The organism is Bradyrhizobium rifense (assembly GCF_008123425.1).
In the GTDB taxonomy this organism is placed as follows: Bacteria; Pseudomonadota; Alphaproteobacteria; order Rhizobiales; family Xanthobacteraceae; genus Bradyrhizobium; species Bradyrhizobium rifense.
In genome coordinates, this window is the sequence record NZ_VSSS01000023.1 from 14,319 (window position 1) to 39,795 (window position 25,477).

Annotated in this window: 25 protein-coding genes and 1 tRNA gene; 11 read left to right on the top strand and 15 right to left on the bottom strand. The window is 64.1% G+C overall.

Features of this window, described 5'->3' with window-relative positions:
- Positions 1 to 3 precede the first annotated feature (3 nt).
- Both FXB40_RS13090 and FXB40_RS13095 read right to left on the bottom strand, forming a co-directional pair.
- Positions 4 to 1,083 (bottom strand): maleylacetate reductase, encoded by a 1,080-nt coding sequence (locus tag FXB40_RS13090; protein ID WP_148772604.1) that lies wholly within the window; start codon positions 1,081 to 1,083, stop codon positions 4 to 6.
- Positions 1,080 to 1,403: a Dabb family protein gene (locus tag FXB40_RS13095; protein ID WP_148772605.1), complete on the bottom strand. Its 324-nt coding sequence runs from the start codon at positions 1,401 to 1,403 to the stop codon at positions 1,080 to 1,082. Before FXB40_RS13095 ends, FXB40_RS13090 begins: the two co-directional genes overlap by 4 nt.
- A 106-nt stretch (positions 1,404 to 1,509) precedes the next feature.
- Between FXB40_RS13095 and FXB40_RS13100 the strand changes: the two genes are divergently transcribed.
- The gene (locus FXB40_RS13100; RefSeq protein ID WP_148772606.1) at positions 1,510 to 2,430 is read left to right on the top strand and encodes a LysR family transcriptional regulator; all 921 of its coding nucleotides are present in this window, start codon (positions 1,510 to 1,512) and stop codon (positions 2,428 to 2,430) included.
- Between the two features lie 15 nt (positions 2,431 to 2,445).
- Here the strand turns inward: FXB40_RS13100 and FXB40_RS13105 are convergent, their stop codons facing one another.
- The 4 genes from FXB40_RS13105 to FXB40_RS47890 all read right to left on the bottom strand — a co-directional run bounded on the left by FXB40_RS13105 (position 2,446) and on the right by FXB40_RS47890 (position 3,996).
- On the bottom strand, positions 2,446 to 2,736 hold the full coding sequence (locus tag FXB40_RS13105; RefSeq protein ID WP_148772607.1) for a hypothetical protein: 291 nt from the start codon (positions 2,734 to 2,736) through the stop codon (positions 2,446 to 2,448).
- 145 nt (positions 2,737 to 2,881) lie between these two features.
- Complete coding sequence (locus tag FXB40_RS13110; protein ID WP_430647199.1) at positions 2,882 to 3,145, bottom strand: hypothetical protein; 264 nt, start codon at positions 3,143 to 3,145, stop codon at positions 2,882 to 2,884.
- Between the two features lie 145 nt (positions 3,146 to 3,290).
- Positions 3,291 to 3,533, bottom strand: a complete 243-nt coding sequence (locus FXB40_RS13115) for a hypothetical protein (RefSeq protein WP_148772609.1) — start codon at positions 3,531 to 3,533, stop codon at positions 3,291 to 3,293.
- A gap of 292 nt (positions 3,534 to 3,825) precedes the next feature.
- Positions 3,826 to 3,996, bottom strand: a complete 171-nt coding sequence (locus FXB40_RS47890) for a hypothetical protein (protein WP_187436856.1) — start codon at positions 3,994 to 3,996, stop codon at positions 3,826 to 3,828.
- Positions 3,997 to 4,274: 278 nt separating this feature from the next.
- Here FXB40_RS47890 and FXB40_RS13120 point away from each other — a divergent pair, with 278 nt between their 5' ends.
- The gene (locus FXB40_RS13120) at positions 4,275 to 4,964 is read left to right on the top strand and encodes a hypothetical protein (protein ID WP_187436857.1); all 690 of its coding nucleotides are present in this window, start codon (positions 4,275 to 4,277) and stop codon (positions 4,962 to 4,964) included.
- Between the two features lie 48 nt (positions 4,965 to 5,012).
- Positions 5,013 to 5,279 (top strand): hypothetical protein, encoded by a 267-nt coding sequence (locus FXB40_RS13125; protein WP_148772611.1) that lies wholly within the window; start codon positions 5,013 to 5,015, stop codon positions 5,277 to 5,279.
- A 262-nt stretch (positions 5,280 to 5,541) separates the two neighbouring features.
- Here FXB40_RS13125 and FXB40_RS13135 read toward each other — a convergent pair whose 3' ends face one another.
- A complete protein-coding gene (locus FXB40_RS13135) occupies positions 5,542 to 5,733 on the bottom strand; it encodes a hypothetical protein (RefSeq protein WP_148772613.1) in 192 nt (63 codons plus the stop codon).
- Between the two features lie 292 nt (positions 5,734 to 6,025).
- Here FXB40_RS13135 and FXB40_RS13140 point away from each other — a divergent pair, with 292 nt between their 5' ends.
- The gene (locus FXB40_RS13140; protein WP_246207581.1) at positions 6,026 to 6,205 is read left to right on the top strand and encodes a hypothetical protein; all 180 of its coding nucleotides are present in this window, start codon (positions 6,026 to 6,028) and stop codon (positions 6,203 to 6,205) included.
- A 1,290-nt stretch (positions 6,206 to 7,495) separates the two neighbouring features.
- On the opposite strand, the gene FXB40_RS13155 is transcribed toward FXB40_RS13140, so the two are convergent.
- From FXB40_RS13155 to FXB40_RS13170, 4 genes are all read right to left on the bottom strand, one after another.
- Positions 7,496 to 7,813, bottom strand: a complete 318-nt coding sequence (locus FXB40_RS13155) for a hypothetical protein (RefSeq protein ID WP_148772615.1) — start codon at positions 7,811 to 7,813, stop codon at positions 7,496 to 7,498.
- A 274-nt stretch (positions 7,814 to 8,087) separates the two neighbouring features.
- A tRNA-Lys gene (locus FXB40_RS13160) sits at positions 8,088 to 8,163 on the bottom strand.
- A 272-nt stretch (positions 8,164 to 8,435) separates the two neighbouring features.
- Positions 8,436 to 11,096: a glycosyltransferase gene (locus FXB40_RS13165; protein ID WP_148772616.1), complete on the bottom strand. Its 2,661-nt coding sequence runs from the start codon at positions 11,094 to 11,096 to the stop codon at positions 8,436 to 8,438.
- 222 nt (positions 11,097 to 11,318) lie between these two features.
- A complete protein-coding gene (locus FXB40_RS13170) occupies positions 11,319 to 11,912 on the bottom strand; it encodes a beta-1-3, beta-1-6-glucan biosynthesis protein (protein WP_148772617.1) in 594 nt (197 codons plus the stop codon).
- 330 nt (positions 11,913 to 12,242) lie between these two features.
- On the opposite strand from FXB40_RS13170, the gene FXB40_RS13175 reads away from it, so the two are divergent.
- Entirely contained in the window at positions 12,243 to 13,802 is a 1,560-nt protein-coding gene (locus tag FXB40_RS13175) for a glycoside hydrolase family 17 protein (RefSeq protein WP_246207583.1), read from the top strand.
- Here the strand turns inward: FXB40_RS13175 and FXB40_RS13180 are convergent.
- Positions 13,762 to 14,142 carry a hypothetical protein gene (locus tag FXB40_RS13180; RefSeq protein WP_148772619.1) on the bottom strand — a complete coding sequence of 127 codons (381 nt, stop codon included), beginning with the start codon at positions 14,140 to 14,142 and terminating at the stop codon, positions 13,762 to 13,764. The two genes, FXB40_RS13175 and FXB40_RS13180, sit on opposite strands and share 41 nt — an antisense overlap.
- A 393-nt stretch (positions 14,143 to 14,535) precedes the next feature.
- Positions 14,536 to 15,978: a prolipoprotein diacylglyceryl transferase gene (locus FXB40_RS13185; protein ID WP_148772620.1), complete on the bottom strand. Its 1,443-nt coding sequence runs from the start codon at positions 15,976 to 15,978 to the stop codon at positions 14,536 to 14,538.
- A 180-nt stretch (positions 15,979 to 16,158) separates the two neighbouring features.
- Here FXB40_RS13185 and glmU point away from each other — a divergent pair, with 180 nt between their 5' ends.
- Entirely contained in the window at positions 16,159 to 17,526 is a 1,368-nt protein-coding gene (glmU, locus tag FXB40_RS13190) for a bifunctional UDP-N-acetylglucosamine diphosphorylase/glucosamine-1-phosphate N-acetyltransferase GlmU (RefSeq protein WP_148772621.1), read from the top strand.
- A 6-nt stretch (positions 17,527 to 17,532) separates the two neighbouring features.
- Here glmU and FXB40_RS13195 read toward each other — a convergent pair whose 3' ends face one another.
- Positions 17,533 to 17,763: a hypothetical protein gene (locus FXB40_RS13195; RefSeq protein WP_148772622.1), complete on the bottom strand. Its 231-nt coding sequence runs from the start codon at positions 17,761 to 17,763 to the stop codon at positions 17,533 to 17,535.
- A gap of 219 nt (positions 17,764 to 17,982) precedes the next feature.
- Here FXB40_RS13195 and glmS point away from each other — a divergent pair, with 219 nt between their 5' ends.
- The 5 genes from glmS to panE all read left to right on the top strand — a co-directional run bounded on the left by glmS (position 17,983) and on the right by panE (position 23,196).
- A complete protein-coding gene (glmS, locus tag FXB40_RS13200) occupies positions 17,983 to 19,809 on the top strand; it encodes a glutamine--fructose-6-phosphate transaminase (isomerizing) (protein WP_148772623.1) in 1,827 nt (608 codons plus the stop codon).
- Positions 19,810 to 19,888: 79 nt separating this feature from the next.
- Positions 19,889 to 20,659: a DUF502 domain-containing protein gene (locus FXB40_RS13205; RefSeq protein WP_148772624.1), complete on the top strand. Its 771-nt coding sequence runs from the start codon at positions 19,889 to 19,891 to the stop codon at positions 20,657 to 20,659.
- Positions 20,660 to 20,767: 108 nt separating this feature from the next.
- Positions 20,768 to 21,637 (top strand): NAD(P)-dependent oxidoreductase, encoded by an 870-nt coding sequence (locus FXB40_RS13210; RefSeq protein ID WP_148772625.1) that lies wholly within the window; start codon positions 20,768 to 20,770, stop codon positions 21,635 to 21,637.
- 209 nt (positions 21,638 to 21,846) lie between these two features.
- Complete coding sequence (locus FXB40_RS13215) at positions 21,847 to 22,128, top strand: hypothetical protein (protein WP_148772626.1); 282 nt, start codon at positions 21,847 to 21,849, stop codon at positions 22,126 to 22,128.
- A gap of 138 nt (positions 22,129 to 22,266) precedes the next feature.
- Positions 22,267 to 23,196 (top strand): 2-dehydropantoate 2-reductase, encoded by a 930-nt coding sequence (gene panE / locus FXB40_RS13220; protein WP_148772627.1) that lies wholly within the window; start codon positions 22,267 to 22,269, stop codon positions 23,194 to 23,196.
- On the opposite strand, the gene recG is transcribed toward panE, so the two are convergent.
- Positions 23,193 to 25,301: an ATP-dependent DNA helicase RecG gene (gene recG / locus FXB40_RS13225; RefSeq protein ID WP_148772628.1), complete on the bottom strand. Its 2,109-nt coding sequence runs from the start codon at positions 25,299 to 25,301 to the stop codon at positions 23,193 to 23,195. The two genes, panE and recG, sit on opposite strands and share 4 nt — an antisense overlap.
- Positions 25,302 to 25,477 lie beyond the last annotated feature (176 nt).

The window sequence follows — 25,477 nt, forward strand, 5'->3', positions numbered from 1 at the left end:
TCGTCAGGCTGCCGCTTTGGTTGCGACCGGCGGCTCGCCGGCCCAGGCCCGCGCAATGAGGTCGCGGATGGCGCCCCGTTCGAGCGGACGCGGATTCCAGTAGGCGTTGGTGACGGCGAGGTCAGCCGCCTTGTCGATGCCGCTCTCGGGCATGCCGATGTCGCGTAGCGCGACCTTGGCACCCAATTTCTTGGCAAGGTCGAACAGCCCCTGAGATGCGTCCGAAGCGCCGATGGCACGCGCAATGCGCGTCATCGCCTCGGGCACCGCGGGTGCGTTATAGGCAAGCGCATGCGGCAGCACGATGGTGTGCGTCTCGGCATGCGGGAGATCAAACGTGCCGCCGAGCGTGTGGCAGAGCTTGTGATGCAGCGCCATGCCGACGGTGCCCAGGCACACGCCGCATAGCCAGGCGCCATAGAGCGCATCGCTGCGGGCGGCGCGATCGTCGGGCTTGGCAGCAATTGCGGGCAGGGCACGTGCGAGCGCGCGGATGCCTTCTTCCGCCATCAGCGAGGTCACGGGATTGGTGTCGCGGGCGTAGAGCGCCTCCACCGCATGCGCGATGGCATTGATGCCGGAGGTCACGGTGAGCCCGACCGGCAGCGTCAGCGTCAGGTCGACGTCGTAGATCACGGTCTCCGGCAGCACGGCCACGTCGCGCACCGTCGTTTTCAGCCCGTTTTCGGTCTGACCCAGGATCGGGGTCATTTCCGAGCCGGCATAGGTGGTGGGAATGCAGAGCTGGTTGACGCCGGTGCGCAGGGCGAGCGCCTTGCCGAGGCCAGTCGTGGAGCCGCCGCCGAGCGCGACCACGCAGTCGGCGTCGCACGCCTTCATCGCCGCAATCGCGCGCTCGGTCACCTCAATGGGCGTGTGCATGGTGGCGCCCGCGAAGATGCCCGCATAGAGCGGGCCTAAGGCCGCGCCGAGCTTGGCGCCCTGCGCCTCCTGCTGCGGCGTGGTCAGCACCAGCGCGCGCTTGCCGCCGAGACGCTCGATCTCGGCCTTGGCCGAGGCAAGCGTTCCGCTGCCGAACACGACGCGGCAGGGCAGATTTTCAAAGGTGAACGAACCGATCATGCGCCGGTCTCTTTGATGGGATAATCGACCTGGAAGCGCCCGATCCGCAAGTCGCCGAGCTCCTCGCGCACCCGCAGATGTTCTGGATGGGTGGCGTAGGCCTTCAGGGCCGCGCTGTTGGTAAACTCGGAGACGAGGACAACGTCGCAGGCGTAATCGACATCGCTGATGTCAGCGCCGACCTCGATATGGGTGAGGCCCTCGATCCGGCCCTTGAGGCCCTCGAACAGGGTTTTGACCTTGGATCTGGCCGCCGACCGCTCCGCAGGGGTCTCCCCGCGCAGCCGCCACATCACGATGTGCTTGATCGGGCCCGACATTTTCCAGATTTCCTCGCCTGTATCTTACTTGTTGGGCCTATCTTGCCTTGCAGAAATCGGAAATAAAGGCCAAAAACCGTAAGTCTCTTTTCCATTTTGAGGAAGAATGGACCGCCTTCTCCAACTCGAGGTGTTTTCAAAGACGGCCGAGCTCGGCAGCCTCTCCAAGGCCGCCGACACCTTGCGGATGTCGAACGCAGCGGCGAGCAGGCACCTGAGCGCGCTGGAGGAGCGGCTCGCGGTCCGGCTGATCGAGCGCAACACCCGCCGGCAGTGGCTGACCGAAGCCGGGCAGGAGCTGCTGCAGCGTTGCAGCACGTTGCTCAACGAGCTTGCTGAGGCCGAGGACGCCGTCAGCGATCGCGCGCTGTCGCCCAAGGGCATGCTGCGCGTCACGAGCTCGCTGTCCTTTGCGATGATCTACATGGCGCCGATGCTACCGGCGTTTCGAAAACTCTATCCGAAGCTCGATGTGCAGATCATCGCCGCCAATCGCTATCCTGACTTCATCGAAGCCGGCATCGACGTCGCGATCCGCACGCGGGAGCAGGAGCCGGATTCCAACATCATCATCCGCCGGATCGGACAGATGCGCCGCGTGCTGGCGGCGGCACCATCCTATCTCGCGACGCACGGTATCCCCGAGCATCCCGCCGATCTCGCGCGCCATGACATGCTGGTCTACAACCTCGCCAACGATCCCTATTCGCTGCGACTGAGCCAGGGCAGCGCGACGCAGACCATTCGCATCGCGCCGACGCTCGACAGCAATGACGGCCAGATCATCTGCGGCGCCGCGCGCGCAGGACTCGGCATCCTGATCCAGCCGCTTTACATCGTGCAGAGCGACATCGCGGCCGGCAAGCTGGTGCCGGTCCTGACCGACTGGGAGTTACCGCTGCTGACGATGAACGTGGCCTACCAGAACCGTGTCCGGCTGCCGGCGAAGATCAGGGTGTTTTCGGACTTTCTGGTCGATCACATCCGCGCGCATTCCGATGCCGGGATCTGGATCGAGGCGACGTAAACGGCCGCCCGCGCGTTACTCGGATCGTTCCTGCGCCCGCGTCCGTCCGATGGACGATCGCGACCGGGGAGCCGCACGCGGTTCCGGCGGAGCAGCACGCCTGATGGCCGCGGCCTCGTGCTGTTCCTTGCGGGCCTTCCGCGCATTTCGCATCGCACGCTTGATGAAGGGATGCTGCGAGTCCTCGGCGAAGAACAACACGACTTCGCAACCGGGACATTGCCTGGAATAGCCGTCCTGCAACCGTCCCGCGCGATCGCGAAACATCGTCTTGCAGCGCGTGCACTGGACCTGGACGAAACTCATGCGCCGACAATCAATGATGATTGGAAATCGGCGCCCACGGTGAGCCGAACATCTGAAGAAAGCCTGAAGGCCGGTTGCGACTTTCAAGTACGTCTTGCACGCAGGTCTTGCACGTACGTCTTGCAGCGCAACCGGCCGCAACCCGCTATTGCTTCGCGGCCATCGTGTCGAGGCAGTGATTGAGATAGTCGGTCCGGTCTCGCGGCAGCACCTTCGCCAGATCCGCCTTCAGGGCGCATTCGCGCTGACGGATCTGCTCGGCGCGGCGCTTTTCGGCCGCTTCGCGGTATTCGGGAGCAACCTTGCTGGGATCGACCAGGCCCTGGGATCGGGCAGGCGCCGTGGCAAGCAGCGCGATGGCTGCGACAATAATGAACTGTTTCAAATGAGCCTCCGTAAAAAGGCTCATCCTAGCGGCGCGTTTCGGAAGGCTCAAACGGCAAATGCGGTGGGGCAAGTGCGGTGGGGCCGATCAATAGCCCAGCCCGACCGCCCCAGGTCGCTGCCGACCGGCTGTCAGGTTTGACGACATCAATTTGGCCGAGCGAAGTCCGTCACTTCGGGGCGTGGTCGATCTTATGCCCCAGATGCCCTGTTTCGTGATCGCGACGCAGTTGGCTCAGCGACGTCTCGTTCAACTGATGCAAGACCTCACTGAGTGTTGTCGCATCCGGATAGCCGGCCGCAAAACCCCTGCCGTAGATCTTGCGCAACGTGCCAACCAGCGTGTTGCCGTGCTTCTTGCCGATCGCGCCATCCTTGTCCCGATGGCGACCGTCCAGGCCCGGTTCCTTCATGTGTCTCTCCCGTGCGGCGTCTGCGCGCCTCGCCGAAGGGTGCGCTCAAATGAGTTGGTTGGCAACGACGTGGCCCGCGCGAGCCAAGGGGGGCACGCGGCAAGGCAATGGCGTTGCTTTCGCGCGCGCAGCAACGATCGAGGCGGCGGAGGGGCGAAACGGGTCAGAGGAAGTTGCTGAGGCTGACCGCGGGAAAGCCTGTCGCGTTACCAATTGATATGTCGAAAGGGCCCCGCGCTCCCAGGCGTCAGGGTCTCATTAGCAATTGCGACGCCGAAGGCGCGCGGGGCGGCTAGGCTGCCTGCTCCTCAAACGAGGTGTAGACCCGGCCTTGGGGATCGACGATCTGGACGTCGCGGCATCCGTCCGCGATCAGCTCCCTGGCCTTCTTGAGGGCGGCGGCGAGCGACTCCCGCTTCAAATTGACGACGCCTGCCGTGTCGAAACCGGTGATTTCAAACATGCCGCACCTCCCGTTTGGTCGAATCCTACACCTTTCCAGCCGGTTGTCCTCTGGCTTTTTCGGCAAAGCGGGTGGAACAGGACTAACGTTTCCACCGCAATTCCATCGCATGGCCCCGTAATCGGCCGGGGTGTCCGGACATGCCTGGGGGCGACGTCGCTAACGTGGAATTAATCCAAAAAGCCCACAATTTTAGGCAGTTGTAAGTGAGTGCTGCGTAAGGGAGGCGTCGCGATGACGTTCCGGCGACGGCCTCCTTTTGCTTGCTCATGAGGTCAATGCGCATGACCACGACATCGGAAACGCCGGGCTTTGTCGAACACCTCGACGCCGCAGCCCTTGCAGCCGCAGCATTCGAGCCGGACGCCGAACACGAAGCCTTGGAGGCGCCGGCACCGGGCAAACGGTCCAGCCGGAAATCCGTCCTGGCACTGGCGGTGTGTGCCCTGGCGATCAATGGCGCGGCGGCGATCTATACATTGCCGTTTGATCTTCCGTCGTTTGAGCTTCCGTCGCCGAACATCAGCAGCCTGGCTGCGCTGCTTCCGCGCCAGGAAGAGCCCGCCGCAAAACCGGATCCGATTGTCGCCGCCCTGAAGGACATCCAGTCGGCCCAGCAGCAACAGGCCGCCTCGCTGCAGGAGATCAATTCCTCATTGCAGCAAAGTGCGGCTCTGCGGCAGCAGGATTCAACGACCCTCCTGTCTCTCCGACAGAGCATCACGGACGAACGGGGCGATGTGAGGAAGATATCGCCGCAGCTTTCGACGCTGATCGCGAAGATCGACGCGCTGCAAAATACAATGACGTCGGACGTCACTTCCTCCATTAGAAGAGCGCATGCGCGTTATGGACTGTCCCCAGCGATGCGCAAACGGATGGATCGGCAGTCGAAAACCATCGGGCCCGTTTCGGTTGGAGGCGCTCCGCTGACTGCGCCGGCGACAGTTGCAGCGCCGGAAAGCTGAAGGCGCGTCAAGGCGGAGGGCCGACACCGTCTCGCGGCTGACAAGCTCGTGCGCTGGCTCGCCGGCGTTCTTGCCGAAGATGAGATAGAGCCGCAGCTTCTCGAGCTCGGCCAGATCGGCCTTGACGGCTTCCGCCCGCTCGGCGGCTTGGCGCTTCTAAGCCTGTTCCCGGTGATAGGCCTTCGCGGCTGCTCGGTTCTCTGCCTTGGTCATGCCGCCATCGAAACGCGGCGCCGGCCGGTGTCAAATTATCGATTGCTAGGAGGTCGGGACGGCGCCGAGCATCGCCGCCAGCTGAGGCGGCCTTTATTTTGAGGTCTGATCAAAATTGAACTTGCAGGATTGCCGAAGCGGTCCATCCTCAGGTCATGGCCTCAGAGACAGAAATACTAACCGATGAAGAGTGCGCATCGCTGCTTTTGGTTGGCAACGTGCCTGTAAATGGCCGGGCGCCCCTAATTCCAGCCGCACACAGGGACCGGTTAATCGCACTGGGCTACGTGGTCCACTTGACGGGAAGACTGCGAATGACCACGCAGGGTCGCGTTCGGATATATGCGAAGCAGCTCGCTCGTAGCTAGGCAGCTCCGTCGCTCACAACGCCCCCAAGCCGAATAATGCTTGGTGGCGTTGCGCTGGCGCCGGACGCTGCAATCCCCGGCGATGGCATGGAAATCATGTCCTCTTCGGCGCTGCCGCGCCAGGTGCCTTCAATCAAAACCGCAGCCGTCCCCGGCGCCGAATAGAGATAGATCGCGTTCGTCGGCATGGGGCCGATCCCCTTGGGATAGATCAAGGCATTTGTTTCCATAGAACACGTCGCGAACGACGGCGAGTGAGCAATTTTGACCAGACTCGACAGCGGGCATGTGCACTTTGTGCCACTCTTGGCGGATTGCGCTGTCCAGGTCTAATCCAACGCCACCGAGCAATATTCAGCTTGGTGGCGTTGTGCTGTCGAGAGGCCACCTCAGGTGTCGGCCTCTTTGCTCAAGCCGTGTTCTGAAAGCTCATCGACGGAACAGAGCTTCGCCCCACTCGGGAAATTTATGGAGCCCCACATGATGACGGCCGCCAGATGCAAGGAACTTGCAAATCATTACAAGGCCCTCTCTTCAAGTCCCGACATTTCCGAAAGCCGCGCCTTTGTACTCGGGAACATCGCCAAGAGCTTTGCGGGTTTAGCCGGTCAATTGGATAGACTTGACGCGATGGCAAGAGACGAAGAGACCGTAAAGTAGAATACGGTGACAGTGCTGGACTGCACTGGACTGCAATTCCATCTCGCCGAAGGTGATCTTGGTCGGACGGTCAGGCATCGCAGCGATCCCGCTGAATTGAGCGATCGTGAAGCCACCGGCACTTGGGGATGATTGACGGCCGAACCACATGTCTGGCCGGCAACGCTCGATTGGAAACAGCGATGATGCGGTCCGTTTTGGCCCTGGGCCTATTGCTTGCTCTGAGTGCTACGGGGAATGCCGCCACGGTGCATCGCTCAACACCACCATTGCGCACGCGCCAGCATGTATTCGTTCCCCCCACTCAACTCGTTGCTCCCGGTCAAGGCGTGGCGACCCCCGGCTTCGCCGTCCCGGGTTGGAGCGACGAGGCCACCCGGCGATGGATGGACAACAATAACGCCTGCTCAAGCTGTGGCGGATAGCCCGCCACGTTGCAGCCTCTTGACGGCGGGGTGGGTGCCGGAGTGTGATCCCGCCACATGGGGCGACATCCGGACGACACCGACGAGCTCGCGCGCATGGAGCGTGTCGGAATACGGTGACAGTCCAGCACTGTCACCGCAATTGTCACCGCAATTCCCGCACGCACAAGAAGCGCCGTCGTCGAGTACACAAAAGGCGCGACCGGCACCGGCTGACGACGCACCGTCGGCGGCTGAGGCGGCGACAGCAAAAGGCCCGCCGGTCACACTGGCGGGCCTAGCACTCCTGGCACTCTGGTCCGCAATTGGATCGGCCGCCGGGAGCATTGGGGGGCTGGAAAGCGAGCCGTGCCATGTTCGGCTGTTAATGACAATGGGTGGAACAGTGGTCTCCGGTAGTTATACGGATTCCTTATTCGGAACGGGGTGTTCTACTGTGAGAACACCGGCAAGATTTGAGTACTAATAAATTTCTAGTTGCCCGGGATGGCCGCAGTGGGGGCTGGAACCACCCTGCGGCCTTTCCCCGTTTGAAGACGGTCATTGATCCCTCTTGAGCTTGCGCCGGCCCCAATGCGGCTCTTTGCCCTTGGGGTTGAGCTCCGGGACGTAGTGCCGATTCAGCGCCCGCATTATGCCGATCCGGGCGAACAGCGTGGGGCCGCCACGCTCGATCACCAGGCGCTAGGCTTCCATGGCCGCACGCCACTCCGGCGCATCATGCTCCTTCTTCGGCATCGCGCCGCGTCGCCAGCGTGCGACCTTCAGGCAGCAATATCGGCTCGTCAAACTCGCGCGACCAACTCATCCGATGCTCGAGGACTTCGCGTGCAGCTTCGTCCGGTGCGCTTTGCGAATCTGTCGCTCAGTGCTTCACCGCTCTCTCAAGGAATTCCAGCATGGAGGGCGCCACGTCCTCGAATTCGACGAAGCGACGGCGCAGCTCATCCGCGATATCCGCGGTCACATCGCGCGACCATCCCTCGGTCGTGTTGAAGGCGACGATGCGAGCTGGACGAATGTAATGGCCTTCGATCAGGTGCCGCAGCAGAGTCGCACGATTGCTGTCCTCTTCTGCCGTTTCGGACCAGGCCCGCCCCAAACGGCCGCCGAAGTCCTCAAGCACAATGTAGACATCGCGGTTGGCCGCACTCTGCGGCACGATGGATGGTGAGTTAGCCATGAGAACGCACTTGATTAGAGTTCTCTTCAGGACCGAAGCTGATCTCAAACGGTCGAAAAGGCCACGGCTAAAAAGGGGTAGGCAGTAACGGGCTTGATCGGGCCGTACCCCCAACGTGGGGCGCTTTCGCGCTGCTCCGCCCGCCGCTTTTCGTCAGCCTCGCCATATTCGGGAGAACTTGTCGGATCGACCGGCGCTTCGTCGCTGTGGAGTGGAAGAAGAAGCAGGTCATCCACGTGGCTCGGTGCCCGGGCCGCCAGCGGCAGCACAGAGGTGGTGAGCGCGCTGGGGCTCGAACCCAGGACCCCGTGATTAAAAGTCACGTGCTCTACCGGCTGAGCTACGCGCTCCCATGGCCGCCGATGGCTTCAGAAATCGATCGCCATCGTCTTCGGTCATTTGGAGAAGCATGTCTTGCCGCCGCGTTTGACTGAAGCGCTGCGGGGAAAACCGGCTGTTTCCGGATCATGCTTTCGGCCCGCGCTGTGTAGGGGGATGAGGCGCTGAGGTCAATAGCGCGCGCGGCGGCCGAAGATCGCGCCAGAGGCGGGGATTCGTCCTACGTTTCCGCCGCTTAGCCCGGGATTTTCAACCTGATTGGCGGCCGTCATCCACGTCGAGATCAGTTCGCCTCCTGCCGCACCTCGCTCGGCACCGGCTGCGCGTTGCCGGGTGCCGGCAGGGCAACGGGGCGCAGGCCGATCAGCTCGGCGGTGCGGATCGCGCTGTCGTGCCAGAACTGGAACGAGTTGATGCGGCTGAGCTCGAGGATCGCAATCGCGACCGCGGCCAGGAACGGCAGGCTCTGCAGCACCAGGACGCCGGCGAAGATGTAGATCTCGGTGATCTGCCTAAAGCTGTTGGAGGCGATCAGCACGCCGGAGCCGATCAGGAGCAGGGCGCCGATCACGGCCTCCCAGAACGCCTGGAACTCGATCGACATCCTGGACAGGCCGCCTTTGGAGGTGCGCGCGAAGGCGATGTGCTCGGTGATCAGTCCTTGCGCGACCGCGCGCGACACCGTCCATTGCACGCTCATCGCGGCGATCATGGCGCCCAGCATCTGGCCGGGTTTGATTGCGACGCGCGCGCGGTACATCGACAGGAAGTGTGCGAGCGAGACGATGAAGGCGCCGATGATCGGCAGTGTCAAAATCTTGTCGGGGATGGCGATGTCGGCGAAGGCGACGATCGGGACCCAGACGAGGTTCAGCAGCGCCACGACCACGCCGAGGCTTTCGGCCCCTAACCAGTTCAGCCAGCCGAGACCGTATTCGCGCTTCTGGTCCGGCGTCAGCCGGCTCCGGCCCGGCAGGAAGCGGCGCCAGTGCTTCTTGACGATCTGGAGGCCGCCATAGGCCCAGCGGTGACGCTGCTTCTTGAAGGCCTCGTAGGTGTCGGGCAGCAGGCCCTGGCCGTAGCGATGGCGGGTGTAGTGGGTGGTCCAGCCGAGCTCCTGGATCGCAAGCCCGAGATCCGAATCTTCGCAGATCGTGTCGGATGACCAGCCGCCGGCCATGTCCATCGCGGCGCGGCGGATCAGGCACATCGTGCCGTGCACGATGACGGCGTTGAGCTCGTTGCGCTGGACCATGCCGATGTCGAAGAAGCCGGCATATTCGCCGTTCATGATGTAGTGCATGATCGACAGATCGCCGTCGCGATGCTCCTGCGGCGCCTGCACCAGGCCGACGCGCGGGTCGGCGAATGCCGGCACGAGGTCCTTCAGCCAGTCGGGCTCGACGACATAGTCTGCATCGAGGATGCCGATGATCTCGGCGTCGACGGCGGTGCGGTCCATGGCGATGCGGAGCGCGCCGGCCTTGAAGCCCTGCACCTTCTCGGCGTTGATGAACTTGAAGCGTTCACCGAGCGCGCGGCAGTGATCCTGGATCGGCTGCCAGAAGGCGGGATCGGGCGTGTTGTTGATGATGACCACGCATTCGTAGTTCGGATAGTCGAGCCGCGACAGCGCATCGAGCGTCTGCTTCAGCATCTCGACCGGCTCGAAATATGCGGGGATGTGGATCGAGACCTTCGGGTAGTAATTCTCCGGCACGTTCTCGATCGGCTTGCCCTTGGCGAGCAGCCGTTGCGGCGGCCGGCCGAACGCGACGGCCGCGATTTCGTCGACGCGGGCCATCGCGATCAGCACCAGCGGCACAAGCAGGATCATGCCGAGCGTCAGCGCGAAGGCCGAGCCGAAGAGGAAATAGTGCCCGTTCCAGAACGCGAACACGGTCGCGGCCCAGGCACCGACGCCGTTGGCGGTGGCCGACAGCAGGAACGCCTGCCTGGCGGTCGGCTGCTCCAGCCGCAGGATCGGCAGCGACAAGAGGATGCCGACCAGCAGCGCGATCGTCATCAGCTTCCAATAATCGGGGTTCTGGACCGGGCCGGTCCAGGCGAATTTCGGCTCGCGGCTGGCGTTGAGGATGCCCCAGTACGGACCGACGCCGCCTTCAAAGTATTTCCAAGGCTGATCGATCGCCTCGACGATGTTGTAGTCCATGCCAAGCGCTTCGGCGCGGCCGACGAAATTGCGCAGCGTCAGGGCTTGCTGGAACGGACCGGGGTCTGCGTTGCGCAAATTGTAGCCCGCACTCGGCCAGCCGAACTCGGCGATGACGATGCGCTTGCCCGGGAACTGGTTGCGCAGAAGATTGTAGCGGTCAACAGCTTGGTCGACCGCCTGGTCCGAGCGGAAATTTTCCCAATAGGGCAGCACGTGGGCGGCGATGAAATCGACGTTAGAGCCGAGCTCGGGGTTGTCGCGCCAGATGTTCCAGATCTCGCCGGTGGTGACGGGCACGCGGACCGCGCCCTTCACCTGCTTGATCATCTCGATAAGGTCTTCGACCTTCTGCTCGCCGCGATAGATCACCTCGTTACCGACGACGACGCCATTCACGTTGCTGTTCTTGCGCGCGAGCGCGATCGCAGCCTTGATCTCCCGCTCGTTGCGCTCCGGATCCTTGCCGATCCAGGCTCCGACCGTGACCTTGAGCCCGAACTCGGCGGCGATCGGCGGCACCAATTCGTTGCCTTCCGTTGCCGAGTAAGATCGAATGGCGCGCGTGAGGGTCGAGAGCTTTTTCAGATCGGCACGTATCTTGTCAGGGTCGACGTTGCTATCGACAATATGTCCCGGTTCGAACGGCGTATAAGACAGGCTGGGCAGCAGGCCCTTGAAGTCCGGCGCGGGTTCCTTGTCGCGCAGGACTCCCCAGAGGCCGGCATGGAGCACGGACACGAGCAACAGAACGGCGGCGACAACGCGCATCGCGGCTAAACCAAAAGGGGCTGAGGGGGCAGGGAAGCGGATCCGACCCCGAGATCCGACCAAGTCCGCGGCAAAGGGAGCATACCTCTGCCGCGCGGTTTCTCAACTGTCATGGCCTCATGTCCTTATCAGGGCATGGCCTTGTCCGGTCCGATCAACGCGCGGCAGTGCCGTCAGTTGCTATCGCCGATCGTTCATGAACGGAGGCTGAAACGATCGCGGCTATTTCTGGGGCGCGGGCGGCGAAGGGCTAGCCGCAGGCGCGGGGCTCGCGGCCGGCTGGGGGGGCTGCGAATTGCCGGTGGTCGGCGCCGGAGGCTGCGAGGCGGCCGCGGCTGTCTGCTGCGGCTGCGCAGCCGGGTTGATCCAGCAGGCCTGGGTTAGATTATTCAGGCTGTTCGGGACCTTGTCGTCGATCTGGGTGAGGAAGCGGGTCAGGCAGCGGAACGCGGCCTGGATGTGACCACCGGGGCAGCCGAAGCGGTCGTAAAGATCGATGTGGCGGAAGGCGGTATCGAGGTCGTCCCTGTACATCAACTGAACCGCGCGACGGCCGAGCCAGACGCATTCGGGATTGCCGGCCGGGCCATTAATGGCGCGGGCAGCTTCGGCGAACTCGTCAGTCCGCTTCTGGTTGGCATCCTTGGCGGCGTCGGTGGCCTGCGCCGCCGGCTGCTTGCCTTGATCCGGGGTCGGCGTCCCGCTCTGGGCGGAGGCGGCATGGAGGCCCGCCAGGAGGACAAGGGAGGTCACGGCCAAGGTGGCGGCGAACTGCCGCAGGACCGCATTTCGTAACTCGAACACCCGTCGCCGCATGAATTCCCCAATATCTCAGCCGTCCGCCCGCGCGGGAGAACCTCGCGGACGCCGACGTGATGGCGTCCAAATGGGTCTCCAATGCGGCGGAAAAGTCCCGCAAAATCCAATGACCTGTAATTGGATTTTTGTCCAGCAAAGTCACGATCCTAAGGCCCGGTCGAACGGCCGCAGCCCAATTCGCCGGGGAGAGCGAGCGCCTCGCCGGCGTCACCCCCTTGGCAGACGGCGTGCGAGCAGGTAATCGACTGACCCTCGCGGAGGACGGAACCGATTTCACTTCGTACGCCACTGGCGCTCCTGCTCGTCTCCCTGGGTGCGATTGCTGCCGTGTGGTGGTGGCTTGCCACGCCGATCACGCTCACGCGCGCCCCCATCGATCCCAATGACAAGGTCCAGTGCGTGTCCTACGCGCCGTTCCGCGGCGACCAGACGCCGCTGAACGAATGGACCCATATCGAGGCCGACCAGCTCGAGCAGGATTTGCGCCAGCTCAAAGAGATCACCGACTGCGTCCGCACCTATTCGATCGAGAACGGGCTCGACCAGGTGCCCGCGGTCGCGACCAAGGTCGGCGGGCTGAAGGTGATCCAGGGCATCTGGCTCGGCAGCAACCGCGCCAAGAATTTTGCGCAAGTCGCGACCGCGGTCCGTCTCACCAAGGAATTCCCCGACACCATCTCCGCGCTCGTCGTCGGCAACGAGGTGTTGCTGCGCGGAGAGATGACGACGTCGGACCTCACCGCGATCATCCGCTCGGTGAAGGCGCAGGTCACCGTGCCCGTGACCTATGCCGACGTCTGGGAATACTGGCTGAAGAACCGCGAGGTCTATGACGCCGTCGACTTCGTCACGATTCACATCCTGCCTTATTGGGAGGATATGCCGGTGAAGGCGAAGTTCGCGGCGAGCCATGTCGAGGCGATCCGCGAGCGCATGGCGGTGGCGTTTCCGGAGAAGGAGATCCTGATCGGCGAGACCGGCTGGCCGAGCGAAGGCCGCATGCGCGAGGGCGCGCTGCCGTCACGCACCAACCAGGCGCGTGTCGTCTCGGAAATCCTGGGGCTCGCGAAGGCCCTGAAGTTTCGCGTCAACCTGATCGAGGCCTATGACCAGCCGTGGAAGCGGCGGCTCGAAGGCACCGTCGGCGGCTATTGGGGCCTGATCGATTCGGTACGGCGGCAGCTGAAATATCCGCCGGGCGAGCCGATCAGCAATTTCCCGTTCTGGAAATGGTACATGGGCGCCGGCATGGTCCTCAGCGTGCTGGTGTTCGCGGTGGCCGGTATCACGCTGCGCCGCCGGCCCTGGACACCGCGCTTCTCGGCCTGGCTCGGCGTCGGCATCTCCGCGACATCGGCGGGCATCCTGCTTGGGATCGCGGCCGACAAGATGTTTTACGAGAGCTACGGCTGGGGCGGCTGGCTGCAATGGGGTATGCTGCTGCTCGCCGGCATCCTCTCCCCGATCTTCTGCGCGCAGGCGCTCGTGATCGGCCGCAATTTGCCGAGCTTCCTCGACCTGCTCGGTCCGCTCGAGGGACGGAAATGGTCAAAGCTCTCGGCCGTGCTGGGCCTGACCCTGGCGGTGACGGCGGTGATCGCGGCCGAGACCGCGCTCGGCTTCGTGTTCGACCCGCGCTACCGCGACTTCCCCTACGCCTCGCTGACGATGGCGGTGGTGCCGTTTGCGCTGTTGATGCTGAACCGCCCGCAGATCGGCGCGCGCCCGATCGCGGAAGCCGTGTTCGCAGGGTTGCTGGCGCTGTCGGCCGTCTACGTGATCCTGAACGAAGGCCGCGACAACTGGCAGGCGATGTGGACCTGCGCGATCTATCTCTTGTTCGCGCTCACGCTGTGGCGGGCGCGGGCCGAGCAAAGCCAAGGATGAGCAGGCCGATCGCCAGGCCCGACAGCACGATGTTGTAGAGCACGATGCCGAGGCCGGCTGCGACCACGCCGAGCGTGAGCAGCACGATCGACGGCCGCATCAGGTTCAGCGTCGCGATCACCAGCGCGACGATGCCGAACACCGAATTCTTGAACAGCGACGTCGATACCGCGCGCGCCTTGCAGATCATGGTCTGCAAGCCGGCATCGCACGCGAGCGCCACCTGCGAGAACTCGACGGCGAGATAGCGCACATAGAGCGCCCAGCCGACGGTGACGAAACCGACGACGATGAGAAACTGCACCTGATAGGGCGTGAGGCGAAACGGCTTTTTTGTCATGCGGGCAATATGGTCGGGATGGCGGGAGGGAGCAACAGGGGCGAGGCATTTTTACACCGGGGGGCATCGCGCGGACCGTTGCACTCATTTGCGGCAACGCGAACGTCTCAGAACCGTAGCCCTACGGATTTGCGAGGGTTCCAACCTCGCCTAACATCGGACTTGAAGCGTGGGCGTGATCGCAGATCCAGTCAGGAGCAGATCACGCCGTTCAAGAACGCGACTGCGAGGATGCGAGTGAGGTTGGCAATGGTTGAAGCGTTGCAGGTCAATTTTGCGCTTTGGGGCATGATCATTTGCGCGGTCATCAAGATCAGCCAGCTGGCGGCTGTTCTTTGAACGGCGCAGTCTCAGGGAGACGCTTCGCCGATTCAACCGGAATCCCTGACAGTCCTACCGTCTGAAGAACGACGATATCGTCGAACTCGCCGACGCCGTCTCCGGCTTGGCAGCGGCCGCTGCTGGCTGTGGCGCTGGCGTAGGTGCGGGCTCCTCACGCTTTGACGAGCGCTTGGATGAGTAGCTGCGGCGGTGCCTGTCAGGCTTGGCGGCGGGCGCGGGCGCCGGTGGGGCGGTCTCGGCTTGCGGCACCGAGTCCGGACTCTTCTCTTGGCTCTTCTCCGAGCTCTTGTCCTGGTTCTTGTCTGAACCCTTGTCCTGGTTCTTATCCTGGCCCTTCTCCGAGCCGCCGCGCATCGACAGGCGCTGGCCGTCGAACACGGTCGTCTCGCAGTGGCGGCCGTTCTCGGCGAGGCCTGCGCAGAGCTTTGCGGCGGCGGCGGCGTTGATCAGGGGGCCGGCACCGAGACGGAGCTGCATCCCGAGGCCGTTATTGCCTTCCTTGATCATGATGATCGGCCGAAGTGCTGCGACCTCCGGATTGGACTTGCTCAGGCCGCGCCAGAGCGCGCGCAGGCCGTCGACCGAATTCGCACCGCCGAGATCGATGGCAAAGCGCGTCTGCTGGACTGCGATTGCGGGCGACTCGGCTTCGGTTGCCTCGGGCGGCTTGGCTGGGGCCGCGGCGATTTCGGTGGGAGCGGGCGCCGCCTCGGGTTTCTTCTCTGAGGTGTCCGGCTGAATCAGTTTCGAGGCTGCCGGATCAGGCGGCGCCATGATCGACTTCGACGGCACCAGCGGAAGGATCGGAAGTGCCGACGTCGTCAGCGGCGACTGCGGAACGAGCGAAGCGGCGGCCGCAGTCTGCGGCGGCGGGCCCGGCTGATCCTTCGCAGCCTCTTTCGAACTGTCCTTTGAAATTTCCTTGGACGTTTCCTTCGACGCTTCCTTCGAGGTTTCCTTGGGCTCCTTGCCTGCGCCTGCGCGCGGCTTGTCGACCAGCGAGGCCGCGGTCGAGGCGACCGGTGCGACATCCGGGGCCGGGGGCTGCGCGGCGGCGACGGGCGTGTCCTGCGGCTTCGACCCAGGGGCCTGCGGCGATGGCGCGCTCTGCTTGGCGATGGCGCCGGTGACGGAATCAAGACCCTGCTCGAGCACCGTGACGCGCGAATAGAGCCGGTCGCGATCGGTGTTCAGCGTGTCGATGGCGGAGGCGAGGCGACGGGCCTCGATCTGGCTTTCCTTGGTCAGCACCTGGAGACGGTCGGACTGGCGGGCGATATCGGCGGAGGCGACCTGGTCGCGCCGCCAGCCGAGCTGGGCCTGGTTGGCCAACACGGCGATCACGACGGCGCCGACGGCGGTCGCGCCCCACGAGCCCAGCCGCCACATCATACGGCGATCGAACGTGCTTTCCTCGGCCAAAAGTCCGGAGAACAGCCCGCCGGTCTCCTTATCGCCGAAGGCGTCCGCCAGTGGGTCGGAATCCTTTGCCATGAACGTATAGTGCCCAGCCCTGTCTGGCTTCCCCGAATCAATCAGGGAACATTAACAGGAAAACCCACTCGCACTTGAATTCCGGGCGTTTGCGGGGGTAGCAAGGCGACAAGCTCAGGCGACACCGTCTTGTCGCCCGTGGATGTGATGATTGATTCGACCGTACTGGACAGGATTGCGATGACCGCCCGCTCAAGCCTCACGATCGTGCTCGCCGCCGGCGAAGGCACGCGTATGCGATCCAGCCTGCCAAAGGTGCTGCATCCGGTCGCACATCAGACCTTGCTCGCCCATGTGCTCGGTGCCGCACCGCGCGGAACCGGCACTGCGCTTGCGGTCGTGATCGGCCCCGATCACCAGGCGGTCGCGGACGAGGCGAAGCGGATCCGCTCCGACGCGCTCATCTTCGTGCAGGCCGAGCGGCTCGGCACCGCGCACGCGGTGCTGGCGGCGCGGGAGGCGATCGCGCGCGGCGTGGACGACGTCCTGATCGCCTTCGGCGATACGCCGCTGATCTCGGCCGAGACGTTTGCGCGGCTCCGTGCGCCGCTCGCCAAGGGTGCTGCAATCGCCGCGCTCGGTTTTCGCGCGGCGGATCCGACCGGCTATGGCCGCTTCATCGTCGAGGGCGACCGCCTGGTCGCGATCCGCGAGCATGCCGACGCCAGCGCGGACGAGCGCAAGATCGATCTGTGCAATGCCGGCGTGATGGCGATCGACGGTCGCCGCGCGCTCGCGATCCTGGACAAAATAGGCAATGCGAATTCCAAGGGCGAGTATTACCTGACCGATGCGGTCGGCGTCGCCCGCGACAAGGGATGGGAGTCCGTGGTGATCGAAACCAGCGAGGACGAAGTGCGCGGCATCAACACCAAGGCCCAGCTTGCGGAAGCGGAGGGCGTGATGCAAACGCGGCTGCGCAAGGCTGCGATGGAGGCCGGCGTCACGCTGATCGCCCCCGAGACCGTTTTTCTCGCCGCCGACACATTGTTCGGCAAGGACGTCACCATCGAGCCGTTCGTGGTGATCGGTCCGGGCGTATCGATCGCCGACGGCAGCGTGATCCATTCCTTCTCGCATATCGTGCAGACCACGCTCGGCAAGAACGTCTCGATCGGTCCCTATGCGCGGCTGCGTCCCGGCACCTCGCTCGGCGACGGCGCGCGGATCGGCAATTTCGTGGAGACCAAGGCCGCGACGCTGGAGGCCGGCGTCAAGGTCAACCATCTCTCCTACATTGGCGACGCCACCATCGGCGCCAATTCCAACATCGGCGCCGGCACCATCACCTGCAACTACGACGGCTTCAAGAAGCACAAGACAGTCATCGGGCAGGGCGCCTTCGTCGGCACCAACTCCTCGCTGGTGGCACCCGTGAAGATCGGCAACGGCGCCTATATCGGCTCGGGCTCGGTGATCACGCGCGACGTGCCTGATGATGCGATGGCGCTGGAGCGCAGCCCGCAGACCATTCGCGAGGGTGGTGCTGCGCGTTACCGCGAGATGAAGACCGGTAGCAAGAAAACAGAGCAGAAGACCGAGAAGTAAACGCTGCTAGTCGTCGTCGGCGACTTCCGAGAACAACGCTCGCTTCAAGCGCCAGCCGCGCGGCCTGGCGCGCTTTGCCGGTTCGCCGGCAGCCTGCGTGACGAGGACAGGCTTGCTTTCCTTGCCTCGCTCCATGGCGCGGTGGGGCGGCGGCCAATGCGCGAGGTGGGTGCCGGTGCTCTCGCTGGCGAGCAGATACGTGGGTGGCAGACCTTTGCGGTCGGACGTGGCTTTCATGGCCTTGATCTCCGTGCGAGAATCGTTGGCCAAACATGTTGACAACGAGTTAATTCGCGCGGTTAAAGCCGACGACATCGACGCAGGCAAAGGCATGCCGCCATGCGACGCTGTCGCAATCCGTCATAATTATTGAGTAACTGGTTCCTTAGGAACTTCGCTAAAAACCGAGCGCGCCGTTTAGGCGATTTTTCGACGATTTGGGGGATATTGATCCGCATGTGCGGGATTGTCGGCATTCTCGGGCGCGAGCCGGTTGCAGAGCAATTGGTGGATTCGCTCAAACGTCTTGAATATCGCGGCTACGATTCCGCGGGTGTCGCCACGCTTGAAGGCAAGCATCTCGAGCGTCGCCGCGCCGAGGGCAAGCTGAAGAATCTGGAGAGGCGGCTGGAAGCCGAGCCCTTGAAGGGCACGACCGGCATCGGGCACACCCGCTGGGCCACCCACGGCAAGCCGACCGTCAACAATGCCCATCCGCATGCGACCGAGCGCGTCGCTGTCGTTCACAACGGCATCATCGAGAATTTCCGCGAGCTGCGCGAGGAACTCGAAAAGAAGGGCACGGTATTTCACACCCAGACCGACACCGAGATCGTGCTGCACCTCGTCGACGATCTCTTGACGCGCGGCAACAAGCCGGTGGAGGCAGTGAAGCTGACGCTGGCGCGCTTGCGCGGTGCCTTCGCGCTCGGCTTCATCTTCGCCGGCGACGATGATCTGATGATCGGCGCCCGCAACGGCCCGCCGCTTGCGATCGGCTATGGCGACGGCGAGATGTATCTCGGCTCGGACGCGATTGCGCTCGGCCCGTTCACCGACACGATCAGCTATCTCGAAGACGGCGACTGGGTGGTCCTGACCCACAAGAGCGCGACGATCTTCGACAAGGACGGCCAGGCCGTCCAGCGCGACAAGATCAAGCACGCTGCCTCGACCTCGCTGGTCGACAAGGCCAACTACCGCCACTTCATGGCGAAGGAGATCCACGAGCAGCCGGAAGTGGTCGGCCACACGCTGGCGCGCTATGTCGACATGGCGACCGAGCGCGTCTCGCTGCCGGTCACGCTGCCGTTCGACTTCAAGGACATCCAGCGCATCAACATCACGGCCTGCGGCACCGCGAGCTACGCCGGCATCGTTGCAAAATACTGGTTCGAGCGTTTTGCGCGCGTGCCGGTCGAGGTCGATGTCGCCTCCGAATTCCGCTACCGCGAAGCGCCGCTGCGCAAGGGCGATCTCGCCATCTTCATCTCGCAATCCGGCGAAACCGCCGACACCCTGGCTGCGCTGCGCTACGCCAAGGCCGAGGGCGCCCACACCATTGCCGTCGTCAACGTCCCGACCTCGACCATCGCGCGCGAAAGCGAGACCGTGCTGCAGACGCTGGCCGGCCCCGAAATCGGCGTTGCCTCGACCAAGGCCTTCACCTGCCAGCTCATGGTGCTCGCGAACCTCGCGATTGCGGCCGGCAAGGCTCGCGGCGAATTGTCCGACGAGGACGAGACCAAGCTTGTGCACGGCCTGGTCGAAATTCCGCGCCTGATGTCGGATGCGCTTACGACCGAGCTCCAGATCGAGAAGCTCGCGCACAGGATCGCAAAATCCCGCGACGTGCTCTATCTCGGCCGCGGCACCAGCTACCCGCTGGCGCTGGAAGGCGCGCTGAAGCTGAAGGAAATCTCCTACATCCACGCCGAGGGCTATGCCGCCGGCGAGCTCAAGCACGGCCCGATCGCGCTGATCGACGAGACCATGCCGGTCGTCGTGATCGCGCCCTATGACCGCGTGTTCGAGAAGACCGTCTCCAACATGCAGGAGGTCGCCGCCCGCGGCGGCAACATCATCCTGATGACCGACGCCAAGGGTGCGGCGGAGGCGACGGTGGAGTCGCTCGTCACCATCGTCATGCCCGACATGGCCGCGGCCTTCACGCCGATGGTCTATGCCGTCCCTGTGCAGCTGCTCGCCTACCACACGGCGGTGGTGATGGGCACCGACGTCGACCAGCCGCGAAATCTCGCGAAATCCGTGACGGTGGAATAGGCAGAAGGGACCAGGCCGCGCTCTTCCAAAACCTGCTAGAAGCCCCTAGCTTGGACGAAGCGACCGACCTGGAACCAGAATGACCCCCCGCGACGACGCGCCTGCGCCTCTCGATCCCACCCCGGAGCCGCACACCGGCCTGATGGGCCGTTTTCGTAATTATTTCCTGACCGGCCTCATTGTCACGGGGCCGATCGCGATCACCTTCTATCTGGTTTGGTGGTTCGTCACCTGGGTCGATGGCGTGGTGCGGCCGTTCATCCCGCTGGCCTATCGGCCCGAAACCTACATGCCGTACGTCATTCCCGGCTGGGGACTGATCGTCGCATTCTTCACGCTGACGCTGGTCGGCTTCCTTGCGGCGAACCTGATCGGCCGGACGCTGGTCGATGTCGGCGAGACCTTCCTCGGCCGAATCCCGGCCGTGCGTGCGATCTATCGCGGCCTCAAGCAGGTGTTCGAGACGCTGTTCTCGGGCAAGGGCTCGAGCTTCCGCAAAGTCGGCCTCGTGGAGTTTCCATCGCCCGGCATGTGGTCGATCGTGCTGATCTCGCAATCGCCGAACGAGGACGTTGCGCGCAGCCTGCCGGGGCAGGAAGAACATGTCTCGGTGTTTCTGCCGTGCTCGCCGAACCCGACCACCGGATTCTTCTTTTACGTTCCCAAGAGCAAGATCATCGAAGTCGACATGAGCACCGAGGACGCGGCGACGGTGATTATGTCGGCCGGTGTGGTGCAGCCGGGTTCGGCGCCGGATCCAAAAAAGGCAGCCGCGCTCGCCGGCATGGCGAACGCCGCGCGCATTGCCAACGCTTCGACGCTCCGGCCCGAGCCTGCGAAGGCGGAGTAGGGCTATTCCGCGGCGGGATGGCCGCGGATCACGCGGGCGTTCGCATCCTCTGCTAATGTTCCGGTCGAACTGAGCGCCAACACTCGGAATTCGAACTGGAGTGCCCCGATGTCCAAGTCGACGTCCAAGACCATTGCGATCCTTGCGCCCGGTGCCATGGGCAGCGCGGTGGCCCGCCGCCTGAGCGAAAACGGCGCACGCGTGCTGACGTCCTTGAAGGGGCGCAGCGAGGCGACGCTGAAAAGGGCCGCGGATGCCGGCATGGTCGGCGCCGAGGACGAGGCGATTGCGGACGCCGACATCATCCTCTCGATCGTGCCGCCCGGCGAGGCGGTGGCGCTGGCCGAGCGGCTCGCCGCATTGATCGTGAAGCGTAACAAGAAGCCGGTCGTGGTCGACTGCAACGCCGTCAATGTCGACACGGTGAAGCGGATCGAGGAGATCATCGGCTCGGCGCAGGCGCCGTTCGTCGACGGCGGCATCATCGGCTTCCCGCCGCAGCCGGGCGGCAAGAGCCCGGCGTTCTACATGTCGGGCGAACATGCCAGGGATGTCGCGGTGCTGAAGGAATTCGGGCTCGACATGCGCATCGTCGAAGGCCCGGTGGGGGCGGCCTCTGCGCTCAAGATGTCCTACGCCGGCATCGTCAAAGGTCTCGCCGGGATTAGCTCGGCCATGGTGGTCGCTGCGACCAAAGCAGGGGCCGCGGATGCGCTGCGCGACGAGCTCGCGCTCAGCCAGCCCGCGATCCTGGCGCGGCTCGAGGTCGCGCTGCCCGACATGATCCCGAAGGCCTATCGCTGGGTCGCGGAGATGCAGGAGATTTCCGGCTTCCTCGGGCCGGATCATCCGGCAAGCCAGATCTACCAGGGTTTTGCCAGATGGTTCGAGCATCTGGCCGGGGACGCCAAGGGCGAGGCGGTCGATGCGTCGCTATTGAAGGCGTTTGCCGCCAATATCGGGACGAAAAAGGCCTGATTGGCAGGCATTTCACGGTCGGAACGTCAGTTCGGCTGACCCGTAGCGTGGGCTTTGGGATCGCGAACGCGTGAGCTGACTTCGCGGCGTCCCGCGTGACGAAACATGGCCGGCGCTCATGAAGCCGTTTGCGCGACCGGCGAAGCCCATTTGCGCCGGTCTCGAAGATGCCGGGAAATCCGCCACGGCTAATGTTGGCCCCATCGACAATGGGGTTGATCATGTCTCATTCATTTCGCCAGATCAGTTTTGCCATCGCCTTTGCCGCGTCCGCTTTGACCTTGCCCAATGCTGCACACGCCTACAGTGCGGAAGCACAACAGATGTGCACCAGCGACGCCCTCCGTCTTTGCAGCTCTGAGATCCCGAACATCCCGCGCATCACCGCGTGCATGATGCAGCATAAATCCGAGCTCAGCCCGGAATGCCGCGCAGTCATGGACCGTGACGCTGCGCCGCAGCCGACAAAGACGGGTCCGGATCTGGAGTGAGCGCGCTCTGCGTTGTAGCGCCACACCTCCCGCATCAAACTCCCATCGAATTGCCCCCGCGCCAGGCTAGAAGCTGAATCCGCTTGCCGTTGCAATGCGGTGATGGCTGAATATCGCCAACGTGACACGGGAGTTGCAATGAGAGTGCTGGTGATCGGCGCGGGAGCGCTCGGAGGCTATTACGGAGCTTGCCTGGTCCGAGCGGGCGCCGACGTGACGTTTTTGGTGCGGTCCGCGCGGGCGGAGCAATTGCGGCGGGATGGGTTGAGGGTCACGAGCCCGCACGGCGACTTCGCCGTGCAGCCGAAGATCGTCCTGGCGAACGAGCTCAAGGAGCCGTTCGACGTCGTGCTTGTTGGCGTGAAGGCCTATTCGCTCGACGACGCGATGAGCCAGTTTGCCCCGGCCGTCGGCGCGAGCACGATGATCTTGCCGATCCTGAACGGGTTGAAACATATCGACGCGCTGACTGCGCGGTTCGGCGCCGGGCACGTCCTCGGTGGGCTGGCGAATGTCAGCGCCGGGCTCGACGCGGACGGTCGCGTCGTTCAATTCATGGCCAACCAGACCATCGTCTTCGGCGAGACCAAGGGGGCGTTGAGCGAGCGTGTGCTGGCTCTGGAGAAGCTGCTCCGGGTCCCCGGTATCGACGTGCGCGCCAGCGACACGATCATGCAGGACATGTGGGAAAAGTTCGTCCAGCTCAGCACGCTCGCCGGCATCACCTGCTTGATGCGCGCGAGCGTTGGCGACATCCTGATTGTGCCAAAGGGCGAGGAACTGATCTTCCGCCTGTTCGCCGAGCACTGCGCCGTCGCAACAGCGTCCGGTTTCGAGCCGCGGGCGCCGTTCATCGAGTTCGACCGAAAACTATTCACGACCCAGAACTCGCCGTTGAAGGCGTCGATGCTGCGGGACATCGAACGTGGTTCGGTGACCGAGGCGGAACACATCCTTGGCGACATGGCCAATCGGGGCCGTGCGCTCGGCATCGAAACCCCTATGCTGGATATCGCCCGGGCGCATGTGGCCGCCTATGAGGTTGGGCGGCAAAGGGCCGCGAGCTAACCCGCCCCGATCAGCGGGATCGCCTCGTCCCGCTCGTAGAGATACAGCAGGCAGCGCAGCGCTTCGCCGCGCTCACCCTTCAGCTTCGGATCGTCCTTCATGATGCGCAGCGCCTCGTCGCGGGCCTGCGTGATGAGCTGGCCGTGGACCTCCGAGCGCGCGATGCGGTAGCCGGGCAGGCCGCTCTGGCGAACGCCGAGCACATCGCCTTCGCCGCGCAGCTTCAGATCCTCCTCGGCGATGCGAAACCCGTCGGTGGTCTCGCGGATCACTTTCAGCCGCGCCTTCGACATTTCGCCGAGCGGTTCGCTGTAGAGCAGAATGCAGGTCGAAGCCTCCGAGCCGCGCCCGATGCGGCCGCGAAGCTGGTGCAGCTGGGCGAGGCCGAAGCGTTCCGCATTCTCGATCACCATGATCGTGGCGGCCGGCACGTCGACGCCGACCTCGACCACGGTGGTCGCGACCAGAAGCCCGATCTCGTGGGCCGCGAACTGGCCCATCACGCGATCCTTCTCGGTGCCCTTCATTTGGCCGTGGACAAGGCCGACGCGGTCGCCAAAACGCTGCTGGAGGCTCTCGAAGCGCTTGGTCGCGTTGGTGAGATGCTCGGTGCCTTCAGCCTCGGATTCCTCGACCAGCGGGCAGATCCAGTACACCAGCTTGCCGGATTCGATCGCGCGGCCGACGCCGTCCATGACTTCACCGAGCCGGCTCATGGCGACGGCACGGGTGTCGATCGGCTGGCGGCCGGCGGGCTTTTCGCGCAACTCGCTGATGTCCATATCGCCAAAATAGGTCAGCACCAGCGTGCGCGGGATCGGCGTGGCGCTCAGCACGAGAACATCGACCGCTTCGCCCTTCGAGGTCAGCGCCAGCCGCTCGCGCACGCCAAAGCGGTGCTGCTCGTCGACGATGGCCAGCGCCAGATCGTGGAAGATCACGTCGTCCTGGATCAGCGCATGGGTGCCGACGAGGAGATCGATCTCGCCCTCTGCGAGCTCTGTGATGATCTCGCGCCGCTCCTTGCCCTTTTCGCGGCCGGTGAGGATCGCGACCCGCAAGCCCGCGCGCTCGGCGAGGGGGGCAATGGTCTTGATGTGCTGGCGTGCCAGAATTTCGGTCGGGGCCATCAGAGCGGCCTGCTTGCCGACCTCGGCGACCGCAGCGGCCGCCAGCAGCGCGACCACGGTCTTGCCGGAGCCGACATCACCCTGGAGCAGGCGCAGCATGCGCACGGGTTGTTGCAGATCGTTGGCGATCGCCGCGGCTGCGTCGCGTTGGGAGGACGTCAGCGCGTAGGGCAGGGCGTCGATGATCTTGTGGCGCAGGTGACCGTCGCCGGCATTGCGTACGCCAGCGGGGCGGCGCAGCTGCGCGCGGATCAGAGCGAGCGCGAGCTGGCCGGCAAGCAGTTCGTCAAAGGCGAGACGGGACCAGTAGCGCTGGTCCGGCAGAATGTCCGTCAGCTCGACCGGCTGGTGCACCCGATTGAGCGCTTCGGCGATCGGCGGGAAATTGCAGCGGCGCAGCACGTCCGGACTGATCCATTCCGGCAGGGCCGGCAGCTTCTGCAGCGCTTGCGCGACCGCGCGGCGGAGCGAGCCGAGCGCGAGGCCCTCGGTGAGGGGATAGACGGGGTCGATGCCCGAGAGCTTCGAGATCGCCTCCTCGTCGAGCACGCGGTCGGGATGCACGATCTGCGGGATGCCGTCATACATCTGCAGCGTGCCGGAGACGTAGCGCTTCTCGCCCATCGGCAGCAGCTTTTCGACATAGCCGGGCTTGGCGCGGAAGAAGGTCAGCACGACGTCGCCGGTGTCGTCGCTGGCATAGACCAGATACGGCGCGCGTGCGTTGCGCGGCGGGGGCGGGCGGTGGCGGTCGACGGTGATCTCCAGCGTCACCATGGTTCCCTGGACCGCGTCGCGGATTTTCGGCCGCGCCCGGCGGTCGATGACCTGGCTCGGCAGATGCAGCAGCAGATCGACCAGCCGCGGCGTTTCGTTGCGGCTGAGCAGATATTGCAGCAGCTTGTCCTGCTTAGGACCGACGCCGGACAGGCTGGTCACGGGAGCAAACAGCGGATTGAGCAGGCTGGGACGCATGGATGCGAATCTAGGATCGTTTCGGCTTGTCATGCCCGGCTTTATGCCGGGCATCCACGGCTTTTTTCGTAGTCCTTCGCGGGCACCGGGCCATGCCAAATCGAGGGCTGACACAGGCGGTCCCAATGGCTATATCACCCCGGCCCGGCACGTCCGGGCTTTCTGCGTTTGACTGG

What these genes read in the sequence shown, in the direction of transcription:
- FXB40_RS13090 (WP_148772604.1), bottom strand. Translation starts at nt 1,083, where the DNA reads ATGATCGGTTCGTTCACCTTTGAAAATCTGCCCTGCCGCGTCGTGTTC.
- FXB40_RS13095 (WP_148772605.1), bottom strand. Translation starts at nt 1,403, where the DNA reads ATGTCGGGCCCGATCAAGCACATCGTGATGTGGCGGCTGCGCGGGGAG.
- FXB40_RS13100 (WP_148772606.1), top strand. Translation starts at nt 1,510, where the DNA reads ATGGACCGCCTTCTCCAACTCGAGGTGTTTTCAAAGACGGCCGAGCTC.
- FXB40_RS13105 (WP_148772607.1), bottom strand. Translation starts at nt 2,736, where the DNA reads ATGAGTTTCGTCCAGGTCCAGTGCACGCGCTGCAAGACGATGTTTCGC.
- FXB40_RS13110 (WP_430647199.1), bottom strand. Translation starts at nt 3,145, where the DNA reads ATGAGCCTTTTTACGGAGGCTCATTTGAAACAGTTCATTATTGTCGCA.
- FXB40_RS13115 (WP_148772609.1), bottom strand. Translation starts at nt 3,533, where the DNA reads ATGAAGGAACCGGGCCTGGACGGTCGCCATCGGGACAAGGATGGCGCG.
- FXB40_RS47890 (WP_187436856.1), bottom strand. Translation starts at nt 3,996, where the DNA reads ATGTTTGAAATCACCGGTTTCGACACGGCAGGCGTCGTCAATTTGAAG.
- FXB40_RS13120 (WP_187436857.1), top strand. Translation starts at nt 4,275, where the DNA reads ATGCGCATGACCACGACATCGGAAACGCCGGGCTTTGTCGAACACCTC.
- FXB40_RS13135 (WP_148772613.1), bottom strand. Translation starts at nt 5,733, where the DNA reads ATGCCGACGAACGCGATCTATCTCTATTCGGCGCCGGGGACGGCTGCG.
- FXB40_RS13140 (WP_246207581.1), top strand. Translation starts at nt 6,026, where the DNA reads ATGATGACGGCCGCCAGATGCAAGGAACTTGCAAATCATTACAAGGCC.
- FXB40_RS13155 (WP_148772615.1), bottom strand. Translation starts at nt 7,813, where the DNA reads ATGGCTAACTCACCATCCATCGTGCCGCAGAGTGCGGCCAACCGCGAT.
- FXB40_RS13165 (WP_148772616.1), bottom strand. Translation starts at nt 11,096, where the DNA reads ATGCGCGTTGTCGCCGCCGTTCTGTTGCTCGTGTCCGTGCTCCATGCC.
- FXB40_RS13170 (WP_148772617.1), bottom strand. Translation starts at nt 11,912, where the DNA reads ATGCGGCGACGGGTGTTCGAGTTACGAAATGCGGTCCTGCGGCAGTTC.
- FXB40_RS13180 (WP_148772619.1), bottom strand. Translation starts at nt 14,142, where the DNA reads ATGACAAAAAAGCCGTTTCGCCTCACGCCCTATCAGGTGCAGTTTCTC.
- FXB40_RS13185 (WP_148772620.1), bottom strand. Translation starts at nt 15,978, where the DNA reads ATGGCAAAGGATTCCGACCCACTGGCGGACGCCTTCGGCGATAAGGAG.
- glmU (WP_148772621.1), top strand. Translation starts at nt 16,159, where the DNA reads ATGACCGCCCGCTCAAGCCTCACGATCGTGCTCGCCGCCGGCGAAGGC.
- FXB40_RS13195 (WP_148772622.1), bottom strand. Translation starts at nt 17,763, where the DNA reads ATGAAAGCCACGTCCGACCGCAAAGGTCTGCCACCCACGTATCTGCTC.
- glmS (WP_148772623.1), top strand. Translation starts at nt 17,983, where the DNA reads ATGTGCGGGATTGTCGGCATTCTCGGGCGCGAGCCGGTTGCAGAGCAA.
- FXB40_RS13205 (WP_148772624.1), top strand. Translation starts at nt 19,889, where the DNA reads ATGACCCCCCGCGACGACGCGCCTGCGCCTCTCGATCCCACCCCGGAG.
- FXB40_RS13210 (WP_148772625.1), top strand. Translation starts at nt 20,768, where the DNA reads ATGTCCAAGTCGACGTCCAAGACCATTGCGATCCTTGCGCCCGGTGCC.
- FXB40_RS13215 (WP_148772626.1), top strand. Translation starts at nt 21,847, where the DNA reads ATGGGGTTGATCATGTCTCATTCATTTCGCCAGATCAGTTTTGCCATC.
- panE (WP_148772627.1), top strand. Translation starts at nt 22,267, where the DNA reads ATGAGAGTGCTGGTGATCGGCGCGGGAGCGCTCGGAGGCTATTACGGA.
- recG (WP_148772628.1), bottom strand. Translation starts at nt 25,301, where the DNA reads ATGCGTCCCAGCCTGCTCAATCCGCTGTTTGCTCCCGTGACCAGCCTG.